The organism is Paenibacillus sp. 598K (assembly GCF_003851045.1).
Classification (GTDB): domain Bacteria; phylum Bacillota; class Bacilli; order Paenibacillales; family Paenibacillaceae; genus Paenibacillus_D.
Genome location: NZ_BFBX01000105.1, coordinates 1,358 through 14,729, shown reverse-complemented (window position 1 = coordinate 14,729; position 13,372 = coordinate 1,358). Strand labels below are relative to the sequence as shown.

At 60.1% G+C, this 13,372-nt stretch carries 10 protein-coding genes and 1 pseudogene; 2 read left to right on the top strand and 9 right to left on the bottom strand.

Annotated elements, in window-relative coordinates:
- The coding region (locus PA598K_RS26790; RefSeq protein WP_128659886.1) for an FAD-dependent oxidoreductase at positions 1-777 on the bottom strand (777 nt) is incomplete at its 3' end.
- 111 nt (positions 778-888) lie between these two features.
- Between PA598K_RS26790 and PA598K_RS26785 the strand changes: the two genes are divergently transcribed.
- Positions 889-1,989 (top strand): LacI family DNA-binding transcriptional regulator, encoded by a 1,101-nt coding sequence (locus tag PA598K_RS26785; protein ID WP_185602245.1) that lies wholly within the window; start codon positions 889-891, stop codon positions 1,987-1,989.
- Between the two features lie 441 nt (positions 1,990-2,430).
- On the opposite strand, the gene PA598K_RS39075 is transcribed toward PA598K_RS26785, so the two are convergent.
- From PA598K_RS39075 to PA598K_RS26750, 8 genes and pseudogenes are all read right to left on the bottom strand, one after another.
- Positions 2,431-2,922 carry a hypothetical protein gene (locus PA598K_RS39075; RefSeq protein WP_376739080.1) on the bottom strand — a complete coding sequence of 164 codons (492 nt, stop codon included), beginning with the start codon at positions 2,920-2,922 and terminating at the stop codon, positions 2,431-2,433.
- Positions 2,914-3,867, bottom strand: a pseudogene (locus PA598K_RS26780) (endo-1,4-beta-xylanase); the annotation flags it as partial. The pseudogene PA598K_RS26780 and the gene PA598K_RS39075, both read right to left, overlap by 9 nt.
- A 430-nt stretch (positions 3,868-4,297) precedes the next feature.
- Positions 4,298-5,179, bottom strand: coding sequence for a carbohydrate ABC transporter permease (locus PA598K_RS26775; protein WP_128659884.1), 882 nt, complete (start codon positions 5,177-5,179; stop codon positions 4,298-4,300).
- Positions 5,180-5,206: 27 nt separating this feature from the next.
- Positions 5,207-6,106, bottom strand: a complete 900-nt coding sequence (locus tag PA598K_RS26770) for an ABC transporter permease (protein ID WP_128659883.1) — start codon at positions 6,104-6,106, stop codon at positions 5,207-5,209.
- Positions 6,107-6,140: 34 nt separating this feature from the next.
- The gene (locus PA598K_RS26765; RefSeq protein WP_260405637.1) at positions 6,141-7,805 is read right to left on the bottom strand and encodes an extracellular solute-binding protein; all 1,665 of its coding nucleotides are present in this window, start codon (positions 7,803-7,805) and stop codon (positions 6,141-6,143) included.
- Between the two features lie 106 nt (positions 7,806-7,911).
- Positions 7,912-9,576, bottom strand: a complete 1,665-nt coding sequence (locus tag PA598K_RS26760; protein WP_128659882.1) for a response regulator transcription factor — start codon at positions 9,574-9,576, stop codon at positions 7,912-7,914.
- The gene (locus PA598K_RS26755; RefSeq protein WP_260405636.1) at positions 9,551-11,329 is read right to left on the bottom strand and encodes a sensor histidine kinase; all 1,779 of its coding nucleotides are present in this window, start codon (positions 11,327-11,329) and stop codon (positions 9,551-9,553) included. The genes PA598K_RS26760 and PA598K_RS26755 overlap by 26 nt, the downstream gene beginning before the upstream one ends.
- A gap of 383 nt (positions 11,330-11,712) precedes the next feature.
- On the bottom strand, positions 11,713-12,816 hold the full coding sequence (locus PA598K_RS26750; RefSeq protein WP_128659887.1) for an FtsW/RodA/SpoVE family cell cycle protein: 1,104 nt from the start codon (positions 12,814-12,816) through the stop codon (positions 11,713-11,715).
- Between the two features lie 165 nt (positions 12,817-12,981).
- Between PA598K_RS26750 and PA598K_RS38265 the strand changes: the two genes are divergently transcribed.
- A partial coding sequence (locus tag PA598K_RS38265; RefSeq protein ID WP_260405635.1) for a response regulator transcription factor occupies positions 12,982-13,372 on the top strand: 391 nt, incomplete at its 3' end.

The window sequence follows — 13,372 nt, the reverse complement described above, 5'->3', positions numbered from 1 at the left end:
GCCGAACACATGGCCGAAGTTGACGCCGACGAGACTGTCTGATACCCAGGCGAAGCCGGATACCTCCTTGCGTCCCTCCGGCAGATCGCCAGCCAGCTGCGCACGTTGCACCGCATGCGGCACCTGATGCGTGTCGCCGCTCTCTGCCAGATACGCCCGGAAGCGCTGACGGTCGACATCGTTTAGCAGATAACACATCGTCCCCGGCTGCAGCTCGCCCTGCTCGCCGCCCTGGCTGTAACCCGCTCCGGCACGGACGGCGATGTCCGCATCGCCCGTCGCGTCGATCACATAGTCGCAGCGGATGAAGGAGAGACCGCTTTTGTTCATGACGAAGACGCCCTCCACCCGCTTGCCCGCCTCATCCATCGCTACCTGACTGACGAAGCTATGGTAGAGCACCTCGGCGCCGCTTGCTTGCACGGTATCGTCGTATACCAGCTTGAGCGCTTCGCTATCGATCGGCACCCAGTCGAGCTGTTGGGCATAGCGAGCCCGATACGACTCGCTGCAGCGTTGCTTCATCTCCTCCAGCAGCTCCAGGCCGATGCCGCGGATGACCGGCTTCTCGTTATCTGTATAAGGGCAGAATGCCGGCACCAGCGCCACCGTCCCCATCCCTCCGAGATAGCCGCGCTGCTCCACGATCAACGTCTTTGCTCCATTGCGGGCTGCCGCGATCGCCGCCGCAATCCCTGTCGGTCCGCCGCCGACGACCAGCACCTCCGTCTCATGGCGGACAGGTACGTCCTGCGCCGGCATCGTTACCGTTTTCATTTCCGTTCGCCTCCATTGTACGTTTGTTGCTTCTAGTATATAATGTTGCGAAGCTTCAGTTTAGTTTCGTTTTTGTTACGCTCATGAAGGATGAGGAAGGAGTGGGAGACGATGCCCAACCCCAAAAAAGTAACGCTCCAGCATCTCGCCGCCGAGCTTGGACTGTCGGCGCACACGGTGTCCAAGGCGCTGCGCGGACTGCCGGGCATGTCGGAGGAGACGCGCCATCAGGTGCAGGAGCTGGCGAGACGCAGAGGCTATCGGACCAAGGAGCAGGAGAACAGCGCGCTGTTCGAACGGACGCCGCTCTATGCCAATCGGTCGCGCCGATTCCTGTTCGCCTTGCCGTCGCAGGTCGGTCTGAAGTCGGCGCTCCATCAGGCGCTGCTCGAAAGCGTGCAGCAGCGGCTGACCGATGCAGGGCATAAGGTCGAGCTGCTATTTGTCCCCGATACGCTGGATACGGAGCAGGCATGGGAGGAATGGACGGCGAAGCATGAGCTGACCTATGCGGACGGCCTGTTCCTCAGTCCCAATCTGAGCGAGTCGCTGGAGCGACGGCTGATCGCGCTGCCGATTCCGTCCATCATGCTCAACTTCCCGCCCGTCGGGGCGGGAACGGACAGCGTCATCTGGAACATCGCCGACAGCATGCATCAGTGCATCCGGCTGCTGGTCGCCATGGGACACCAACGCATCATGTATGTCGGGCCGACAGATACCGTGCGCGGCTTCACTGTGCGGTGGCAGGCGTACGTGGCCGCCCTGGAGGCAGCAGGGCTGCACGTCGACGCAGCGGACTGCTTGTTGGACATGGATGGCGATGCCGAGCACTGGAATCGGCGCTGGCTGGAGACGGTCGATCGGGTACGGCCGACCGCTATGATCTGCGCGGTCCAGGCTGCAGTCGTACGTGTGTATACGGCATGCAACGCCGCCGGTCGGCGCATCCCGGACGACTATGCGCTGATCGCGCTGGAGCCAGAGCCGGCGCTGCAGGGTATCATGCCCGACGTTGCGCGCCCGCTGCTGCCAGTGCAGGCGACAGGCTATCGCGCCGTCGAGCGGATGCTGTGGCGGATCGCCAATCCCGACGCCCCCTACGAGCAGATCCTGCTCCAGGGCGAGCTCCACTATGGAGCGACGGTCCGTCCGCCCAGTCAGCCCACTGGCTGGACGGTATTCAGGCCACTCGGCCCAGACAGCCCATAGGCTGGACGTCGGGCGGGCGGCCCACCCGCCAGATAGCGCACGGGGCGAACGTGGGACGGCCCGCCCAGATTACCTCTGAGCGGGCCGATCCCTATCTATCATTTTAAGCCGCGACGGGTCATCCCGTTGCCTGTCGTTCCTGTTTCCTTCACACTTTCAGACTGCCCTCAAAAGGCCGAAGAGGCACGGGATCGAATCTGTAGAAGCGAAGCTTATGCTTACGAAGTCGCTTTCTTGCAGAAAGCGTAGCCTATGCTTCCGATGTCGCTTTCTTGCAGAAAGCGTAGCTTATGCTTACGAAGTCGCTTTCTTTCAGAAAGCGTTTAGTCCCCGGATTTCAACCGCTAATGCGGTGAAAAGTCAAGAAATCTGGGGACAACAGCGATCGGAAGATCGATCCCGTGACCGTAGGCTTTGTTTTGAGGGCAGTTCGGTACTTCTTTAATTCAGATACACATTATCGACATAGACGGCCGTTGTTCCCGAGGAGCCGTTGGCGCCGATGAACTGAATGCCGTATTCCCGGATATTGGCCTTGTCCACGCCCGTCAAGTCGAGCGTAAGGTTGATCGTTCCGTTTTGCCCGATCGTGGCCCAGCCGCTGTCCTTCCATGCGTAGCTGCTGCCATGCTTTACATACAGCTTCACGCCTAGGCCATTGCCATAGTTGCCCCAGTTCGCGCCTTTGACCGTCGCCTTCAGCTGCGTCGCTGTGCCGAAGCTCGTATTGCCGCTCTTGAACATATAGTGCTGACTGGCGTTGGTCATGTTGATGTCGATCTGCAGCGAGCGCGAGCCCTTGGAGCTCCAGGCCGTCGTCGACCATGGCCCGCCTGCCGCGTTCGATCCGCTCCAGCTCTCCGTGCCGGACTCAAAGTCCGCTAGCTGCGTGACGGTGCCTGGATTACCCGGGTTGCCCGGGTTACCGCCCAGGTACGTTCTGAGCCATTGCAAGGCCGGACGCTCGGTGCCGTTGCTGCGGATCAGATGGGTATTGGTCGCCCACGTCTGTCCCTCGATGTAGCCCCACAGCGTAACTCCTTCGACAGCAGGGTGATTCCAGAGCACGGGGAATTTCTGCTGGTATCTCGCTAATTGAGTATTGTCGTCTCCCGTCATATCCAGCTCGGATACATAGATCGGCAGCCCCGTCGCGGCCAGCGTATTCAGGACATTGTTCATCGTTGTCGTGGAGACGGTATCCATATTGAAGTAGTGGCACTGGATACCAATGCCGTCGATCAGGCCTCTGCTCTTGAGGATATTGATAATGTTGACATACTGCGCGGCAGCATTCGGATCGCTGATGATTCCGTATTCATTAATATGCAGCTTGGCGTTAGGGAACGCCAGTCTCGCCTGCTCGAACGACCAGATGACCCAGTCCCAGCCAGTGACGCCATCCCCGCCGATCGCATTCCGATAAGACGGCTTGGCATGCAGCGGCTCGTTGACGACATCGACGTACTCGGCATTCGGATACCGTTGACCGGCCGCCTGGATCCATTGCAGCACCTCGGCCCGCTGGTTCGTAGCCGATAAGCCGCTGACCCAGTTAGGCTCCTGGCTTCCCCAGACGAGTGTATGGAACTTGAACGGGAAGCCGTTCGTTTGCGCATAATTATACGCCGTATCTGCGCCTCCCCAGTTCATGACATTGCGGGTGCCTTCCACTGCGCCCCATTTGGTCGAGTTTTCCGGCGTGACCTGATTCCAGTATGTGGAGAAGTTGGACGGCGGGTTATTAGCGATAATATTGCCCAGGAACTTGCTGCCGCTAGCCAGTCCCGCATCCGCGCTTCCAGCCATGCTCGTGGAGACGAGCGCGATCAGCAACAGGAACAGCGATACCTGCTTGAACCATTTGTTGTTTCGCATTATTGTTAGCCTCCTCTTCAAAATAAAAGTCAGTCTGCCGACGCATGCTGCCCTGACTTGCCGTTAGCAATCGCAGTGCTGTATGCCGCTTATTATTCGAAGAAAGAATCACCCCCTTAGTTCCAAAAATGTAATTTAAAGCGCTTGCAAACTCAATTATACACGATGAAGGAATCGAATAGATACCTGTCTAATTCTAGTATTCTCCAAAAAACAACCCGTCCAATTATTGGACAGGCTGCGGATTTAGCATGACGCTATGGCTAGGGCGTGTCTGAATACTCCGAGGGCAGCAGATTTTGCCGAATTTTCGTTCCATGCAAGGAACGTTTGCGTAGGCGTACCGGGGGTACGTCAAGTAAACGTGACGCAGCAGGGGGCGAAAAGGCGGTGAAAGATGCCCCTGAGCGGGTTTTCAGACACGCCCTAACTACTCCTTGACGCTGCCAAGTACGATGCCTTTGACGAAGAAGCGCTGGAGGAACGGATAGACGAGCAGGATCGGCAGCGAGCCGACGAAGATTTGGGCCGCCTTGAACGTCCGATTGGAGACATCGGCCAGCATCGCTGCCTGATCGGCGCTGATCTTGTTCAGATTCTCCTGGACGATCACCGTCTGCAGGTACGAGGAGAGCGGATATTTCTCCGGCGTATTCATCAGGATCAGACCATCGAACCATGAGTTCCAGTGCCCCACGATCGTGAATAGCGTCACCGTCGCCATCGCCGGCAAGGAGAGCGGCGCGTAGATGCGCCACAGACTGCTCCAATAGCTGCCGCCATCCATAAAGCACGACTCCTCCAGCTCCTTGGGCAGTCCGCGGAAGAAGTTGAGCAGCAGGATGACGTTAAACACCGGCACCGCGCCAGGGATGACAAGCGCCCAGATGCTGTCGATCAAGCCCGTGTCGCGGACCGTCATATACCACGGGATCAAGCCGCCGCTGAACAGTGTCGTGAAGACGAAAAACCAGGCGTAGAACGTCCGCAGCTGGAATACCCTTGCCTCCTTGGACAATGGATAAGCGATGATCAGCGTCAGGAACATGCTCAGCGAGGTGCCGAGCACGACCCGCTGCGCCGTCACCCCCATCGAGGTCAGAAATTGCGGCTTAGTCAAAACGTACTGGTAGGAGCTCCAGGTCAGATCGACCGGCCATAGCCCGACCGCTCCGGCAGTCGCCGCGCCCCGCGAGCTAAGCGAGACCGCCAGAATATGGATGATCGGGAGCAGGCACAGGAGACCCACACCGATCAGGAAGACATAGTTGAAGATAAGGAACACCCTGCGGCTCGCCGAGATGCGCTGCATATGGCTGCCCCCTTTCGATGCTTCATCTTAGAAGATGCGATAATTGGCAAAACGGTAAGCGAGCGTATACGACACGGCGATGAAGAGCAGCGAGACGACAGACTTGAACAGACCAACCGCTGTGCCCACGCCGTACTGCATCCCTTGCATGCCGATGCGATAGATAAATGTGTCGAGGATATCGCCGCTCTCGTACACCATCGGACTGTACAGATTAAACACCTGATCAAAGCCGGCATTGAGCACATTGCCCAGACTGAGCGTCGAGAGCAGGATAATAATCGGCAGCATCCCGGGCAGCGTGATGTGCCATGTCTGCTTCCACCGGCTCGCGCCGTCGATCATCGCCGCCTCGTACAGCGACGGGTTGATCGCCGTCAACGCGGCGAGATAGACGATCGTGCTGAAGCCGAACTCCTTCCACGTATCGGTCGCTACCAGCGTATAGGGGAACCAACTGTTGCTGCCCAGGAAAAAGATCGGGTCGATCCCGAACCAGCCGAGGATCTGATTGGCGATGCCTGTAGAGGGGGACAGGATATCGATGAAGATGCCCCCCAAGATAACCCAAGACAGGAAATGCGGCAGGTAGATCAGCGTCTGCACGCCTCGCTTCACCAGCTCGCTGCGCACCTCGTTGAGCAGCAAGGCGACGGTGATCGGCACGACCAGGCCGGCAGCGATCTTCATAAAAGCGATGTACACAGTGTTCCAGATGATCTGTCCCGTCTCCGGCAGCGCGAAGACGAAGCGGAAGTTGTCCAGGCCCACCCAGCGGGATCCGAACAGTCCCTTGAACGGCTCGAACTTCTGGAAGGCCATGGCGATGCCGATCATCGGCCAATAGCTATAGATGAGCACGATGATAATCCCGGGGACGATCATCAGATGCAACGGCCATTGGCGGCGGAAATTGCGTCCGAGCATTCGGCCGTCCTCCTTTCCTGTCATCCGCGATCGATTATTGGTTGCCTTGATGCCACGCGTTGACTTCTTCGGTAATCGTATCGCCGCCGAGCTTCTTCCAGTCGCTGACGAACTTGTCGAACGAATCGAGCGGCGCCTCGCCGAGGATAATCTTGACGAACGTCTCCTGCTCGAGCTTGTCGAGCGTCGCCTTGCGTTCGGCCATCGTCTCGGTCGGCGCGCCGACGAAGCCGTTGCTGACGACATGCCCCTCATCGTTCAGCAGTCGCAGCTGCTTCATCGCTCCGTCCGGACCGTTGGCCTTGTAGCCGCCCCAGCCCATCGGATTGTCGCCGCTCAGATACGTCTGGAACTCGGCGAACATCAGCCGCGTCTCGGCGCTCGTGATGTCTGCGTCGCTGCCGGACGCCAGCGCCTGCTCCAGCTCCTCCTGGCGGATCAGGTCCTTGTTCGGGTTGACGACCTCGACGAGCGAATATTTGTTCACGCCGTACTCCACTTCATCCTGCAGGACCGAGCCGTACGTGTCGAACTCCGCACGCTCGCTGTAGAGCTTCTCGTAGTAGAGATTGGCCAGCTTGACGATCAGCTCGGGATGGCTGTAGCCCTTCTTGACGACATAATAGTGCGAGACGGCGAATGGCATCTGCACCGTCGCCTTGCCCCCGTCCGCGCCCGGCACCGGATAGGATACCCAGTCGATCGAATCGTCCTCCTTGACCATATCCCAGAACGGCCACGCCGGGTACCAGCTTGGTCCGAAGATCATGCCGAGCTTGTCGCTCGTGATCGACTCGAACACTTTGACCGTATCCTTGACGCCGAACTCGGGATCGATCAGCTTGGCCTGATACATCTCCTGCAGCTTCGCCAGCGCCTGCTTCATCTCCGGCTGGATGCTGCCGTACTGGAGGCCGCCGTTGCCGTCGCCGATCCAGATGCGCGGATAACCGCCATAGCCGTTGAAAAATCCGACCGACGAGGCGCTGCCGCCGATATCCTTGTTAAGCGCCAGCCCGTACGTGCCGCCGCCGCCCAGATCGGCCTCGGCAAAGGCCTGCGCGATCGCAGCTACATCCTCCATCGTCTGCGGCGGATCCAACTGCAGCTGCTCCATCCAGTCGGCGCGCACCCAGAGCAGCGGCGCCGAGCCGCCGATGACCGGCTGCGTCGACGGGATCGCCAGCAGCTTGCCGTCGAAGATGGCCGACTTCAGCGCGCCTGGCTCGAGCGACATCACCTGCTTCAGATCGTCGCTCGCATAATTGTCATAGGCTGCGGTCAGATCCGCCAGCTGCCCCGCATCGGCCAGCTGGCGCAGCTGCGTCTCGTTGACCTGCATCAGCTGCGGCAGATCGTTGGAGGCGATCGCGATGTTCAGCTTGGACTCGTATTGCTCGCTGCCGGTGACGATCCACTTGTAATTGACCTGGATGCCCATCTCCTCATAGAGCGAGGCCCACACATTCGAGTGGATGTCCTGGCCCGGCGGGAACTTCACTTCCTCGCCGATATAGCGCACCACATCGACATCGATCGGCGGATCGTAAGCGCCGAGCGGATCGCCCGGCCCTTCGGCGGCCTGCGACGGCTCCTGCGCATCGTCAGGCTCGTTCGTATCGTTGCCGCACGCGGCCAGGATCAGGGACAACGCCATCAGACAAGCGAGCAGGCCGGACCATTGCTTCGTGTTCTTCAATTCGATAACCCCTCTCTGACATTCATGGACTCATGTCTTCAAGTCGATTGTAGCCGATGGCTGGAAACGCTCTCTACTGAACGCTGTTTACTTCGCTATCTTCTGTTTACGAGTTCATCCGATCGCGGTACTCCTGCGGGGTCAGATCGGTCGCTTTCTTGAAGAAGCGATAAAAATACGGCGGCGAGACGAAGCCGACGCTGGCAGCCACCTCGTGAATCCGCGCCGTCGTCTCTGTCAGCAGACGCTTGGCCTCGGCAAGACGCGCGGCGGCGATCGTCTCCGATAGCCCTTCGCCGGTCGCCTGCTTGTAGAGACGGGACAGATACGACGGATTGTGCCCGACCGCCTCGCCCAGCTGGGTGAGCGACAGATCGCCCGACAGATGCTCGTGGATATAACGCCGCACCTTGACGACGATCGCATGCTCCTGATCGCTGCGCCCCTGCTCCTGACCTGCGAAGATTCGCTCCGCGACAGCGATCAGGTAAGCGCAAGCCACCTCCCAGCTCCCATGCTCCTCCAGCCGCGTCAGCTTCGACAGATCCGTCGTCTCGTCGGCGCTTTGCTCCTCTCGCTGGAGGCGGCCAACGCACGGCAAGAAGAGCGCGACCAGCGCATAGTACAGCTCCATCCGGCCGAGCAGCGACGCTGCCCCATCGGACGGCGCCGCCTGCAGCGTCTCCGTCAGCTGCGTCATAAACGACTCCCGCTCCCCGTGGTCCAGCGCGGAGCGCAGCAGCTCCAGCGTCCGCGGCCGCAGCAGCGGCGTCCCCGGCTGCGGCTGCTCCGTCTCCCGCTCGCCAGGCTGCGGCGGCGGCTCGATCAGCAGCGTCTCCTTGCCGATGCCGAGGCCGCTGCTGAACAGCTGCCGCAGCGCCTCGAATCGCGCCGCGATCCCCGCCCAGGGCGTCCACTCGCGCGCCGCCGCGAAGGAGACGCGCAGCTGCAGCAGCTCCCTACATGCCGACTGAATCTGCTCCAATGTGCCGTGCACGAATCGCAGCGTCCGGCGACGCTGCTCCTCCGTCGGCTCCTGCTCTGCGGCGAGCGGGTGCTGGATGAGCCAGACCAGCCGCGAGCGGTCATACTCGACCGCCATCGTCAGCGCGCCCGGACGGAGGAACTCCTCGACGATATTCTGCATCGCATACAGGAACAGCGATCGATCCGCCGACGCCGAGCGGTCATGCCAGTCATCGACCCGACACAACAGGACGAGACAGGGCTCCTCGGCGTGGAAGCCGATGTTCAGCTCGGCGAACTGTCGGCGGACCGCTGCTGCCGACGTTCCTCCCGAGCGCAGCAGCTCCAGCACATATTGCCGCTGCAGCTGCGGCAGCGCCGCCTCCAGCTGCTGCTGCGCCCGGGCGATCAGATCATGGACCTCAAGCTCGTCCTGCAGCAGGCCGATCGCTCGCTGGAGCGAGGCCAGTACCTTGTCATTGCCCTCGGTCTTCAGGATATAGTCGACGCTGCCGCTGCGCGTCGCCTCCTGGATGTAGGCGAAGTCGTCATAGCCCGTCAGGAAGATCAGCTTGCAGCGCGGCCACTGCCTGACGATCCGGCGCTGCAGCTCGAGACCGCTCATGCCCGGCATCTTGATATCCGACAGCACGATATCGATCTTGACCCTCTCCAGCCAGCTTAGCGCCTCCGAGGGCGTATAGGCGCGATACACCTCCAGCTCCAGATGCTCCGCCTGCTCGCAGCGGTCCGCCAGTCCATTCACGATGAATGGCTCGTCATCGACGATCAATAGTCGAATCATGATTTATCCTCTCCTTCCCGTATCGCAATCTCACATCAACCCGCAGCCCGCCCAGCGCACTGCGCGCGAGCACGAGTCCACCATCGGGTCCGTAGCGCAGCTGCAAGCGCCGATGCACATTGTACATCCCTGTCACCTCGCTGCCATGTCCGGCCGTTTGCTTCAAGCCCTGCTGCAGCTGACGTAGGCGCTCCTCGGAGAGCGAATCGCCGTTGTCCTCGATGGCGATCCGCAGCATGTCGCCCTCCAGACGACACATGATCTGCACCCGCCCGTTCGCCTCCTTGTGCTCGAGTCCATGCTCGAAGGCATTCTCGATGAGCGGCTGCAGGATGAGGACCGGCACCGCGAGCCGCTCCACATCCGCCGGCAGCTCGCCCCAGACGGTCGTAATCCGGTTGTGGAAGCGGATCGACTGGATCTCCGTATACGCCTGAGCATGCGCCATCTCCGCAGCCAGCGTCACATCGTCGCTTGCGCTGCGGGTGATGAAGCGGAAGTATTCGCCCAGATGTCTCGTGAAGCGGGTAATGTTGTCCACGTCGTAGGCCTCCGCCATCTGATGGAGCGTGAAGAAGCTGTTGTACAGGAAATGCGGATTGATCTGCGATTGCAGCTGCTTCAGCTCCGAGCGCTGCGCATGGATCTTCTGCTCGTACACCGCGCCGATCAACGTCTGCAGCTGCTCGACCATCTGGTTGAACTGGGCGTACAGATAGCGGAATTCATCCCGATGATGATGCTGCAGCGAGACTTGCAGATTGCCCTGCTCGACCTTGCGGAAGGCGCGGACGATGCGGTGCAGCGGCTGGTGGAAGCGACGGTAGATCCAGTAAGAGAACAGCGCCACCGCCATCAGCGAAAAGGCGGACAAGCCGATCAGCAAATAGCGATACGCGCCAAGCCGTCCGGTCGTCTGCGCCTCCGGGCTGGAGACGATCAGCATCGCGTTGAGGAAGGGCGACTGCTCGATGCTCACCCAATGCTGCCGATCGTTAATGGTCATCCGGCTGACGCCGGAGTTGGGCGCTCCATTGGCCAGCACCGGCTCTGTCTCCGTTACGAGACGCTGCCCGATCGCGGACGCCTCCTCGCTGCTGGCGATCTGCCAGCGCGCATCGGTGCTGATCAGCACGGCGTCGCCCCCCGCTCCTGCCAGCTGGCGCAGCGCCTGCCCGATCTTGTCGGAGGAGAGGGCGACGCCGACGGCGAAGCTCGGTTGGCTCCCCTCGCGGAGGATGTCCGGATAGGTCTGCCCGAGCAGCAGCGTATCCTCCCATTGCGACACGACCTCCTGCGAGGCGCGCTGGAGCGCGGAGATCTGCTCCTCCGTCATCGCCTTCTCGTAAGAGGTCGCTTCGATCGTCTTGTCGATCAGCGGGATGTACGCCCGGGCTTGCGTAATATACTGGTTCGAATGCTGCAGCAGCCTCATCCTGCTCTGCAGTCGCGTCACCGCCTGGATCTGGTCGAAGCCGCTCATCGCCGGCGCGATCGTGCTGAGCTTTTGCAGATCGGTATCGAGCGCCATGTCGCTCAGCAGCAGCGAGGTGCCGCGCAGCTCCTGCTCGAAGGTCTGCATAAAAAAATACGTACGCGCTTTCAACGATTGCGAAATCTCGTGCCGAACGCTGCGAGCGCCCTGTTCATTCATGTAAAGTCCTGCCGCATACATCGGCGTAATGACCAGCAGAAAGCCCAGCACGAGTCGAGGATACATATTCATGGACCGCAGCCGCAGCCACTCTTTCATTACCGCGCGCTCCCTTCTCTAGAAATTCTCAGGCTGCCCTCTAAAAAGGCCTACGGTCACGGCATTAGAGAGCAGCCTGAATTCTAGCACGGTTGCGCGCTCGAATATAGAACAAGATTGCGACATCGCACATATTTGAAGTAACCGAAGCTGTTGCTTCGCTCAGACCTTCGCTCATACGTTAGTCGGCTCCAGCGCCTGGCTTGACTGTGCGAAGCGCACACCAAAAACCGGCGTCCGAACAACTCGGACGCCGGTCAAAAGGGCCGGACTTAAGAGAGGGGCTGCGAGCGATGGAGCGCCTGCTTCAGCCTCGCTGGCGGCTCAGCCTCGAAGGCAATTCAGGCTCGCATGGAGCTCGCATCGCGCTTGACTGCGTAGCTTCAATTAGGGGCTTCGGCGCCCTTGGAGCGATGAATCCCCACGCTGAGCACGATGCCGACGGCGATCATATTGACGAACAGCGAGCTCCCCCCATAACTGATGAACGGCAGCGACAGCCCGGTCAACGGCAGCAGACCGATATGCATGCCGATATTCACGAACACCTGGAATACAATCATCGAGATCAGCCCGACGACCAGGTACGAGCCCGCCAGATCGCGGCTCTCCAGTACCGTCAGCACCATGCGATACACCATAAAGTAGAACAATAGCAGCATGATGGCAGAGGCGACGAAGCCATAATTTTCGGCGATCGCGACATAGATCGAATCGGAGTAGGCGTACGGGATAAAGCCATTCTTCAGATAATAGCCGTCGTCGCCGAAGCTTCCACCGACCGCGATTGCCCGTAGTGCATTGGCGACATGCCAGCCCGTATCGCCGCCGCTGCCCGGATTGAGGAACGTCAGGATGCGATCCATCTGATGCGGCTTGATGACGACCTTGAGCAGCGCATGCTCGGTCTGCAGCATCCAGTAGCCGAGCCATATCGTGCCCGTCAGGATCGCCCCGCTGACGAGCAGGTGGATCGTCTTCAGATTGCCGATCCAGATCATGCCGGCGAACATGCCCACGAAGACGAGCGCTGTCCCGAGATCGGGCTGGTCGTAGATCAGGTAGGTGGGGATCAGGAAGACAAGTCCGATCGGCAGCACATCGCGCAGCAGCCGCAGCTTCTCGCCCCCGCGCCGTTGCAGCAAATACGTAGCCATCAGGATCGTCGACAGCTTGACGAACTCCGAGGGCTGGAACTGAAAGTCCTTGATCACGATCCAGCGTACAGCGCCATTAATAACCTCGCCCTGCACCTTGACCGCGACGAGCAGCAGCAATCCGATCCCATACGAAATAAAGGCCAGCTTGCCGGTCAACACCCGGTAGTCCATGCAAGCGACGATCAGCATCGGCAGGCAGAACGCCGCGAACATCTTCAGATTGCTGTAATGCAAACCGTCCAGCTTCGTATCTACCGTCGCCGTATAGACCGCCGCCGTACCGATCGCGACCAGCGCGCACAGTACGACGAGCAGCGGATAGTCCATGCGGGACAGCTTCCGTAAAATCAAAGCGTCACCTCGCTTACAAAATTGGTTATCCTTAGTGTAACGCAACCGCCGCTCGGGATCAAAGCGGGCGACTGGCTCATTTGGCCAGCGTTCTATATAATCACTTTACAAGGATTGTATCACTGTAGGAGGAATGATCCCATGAATCTGCTGTGGGTGGAGGATGAACGACGCATCGTCGACGAGGTGGCGCCCTTCCTGGAGGAAGAGGGCTGTCGCGTCACCCGCGCCGAGAGCGCTGAGGACGCTTTGCGTTTGCTGGCCCGACACACATACGATCTGCTGCTCCTCGACTGGATGCTGCCGGATATGCCGGGTACGGAGCTGTGCAAGGAGGTGCAGCGCCGCTGGCGCACGCCGGTCATCATGCTGACGGCCAAGTCCGACGAGTGGCACAAGGTGGTGGCGCTGGAGATCGGCGCAGACGACTATCTCAGCAAGCCGTTCGGGATGCGGGAGCTGCTGGCCCGGATCAAGGCGGTGTTGCGGCGGTCCGGCGCGCTTTCGTCTGCCGAGCAGCAGGCGCTGCAGC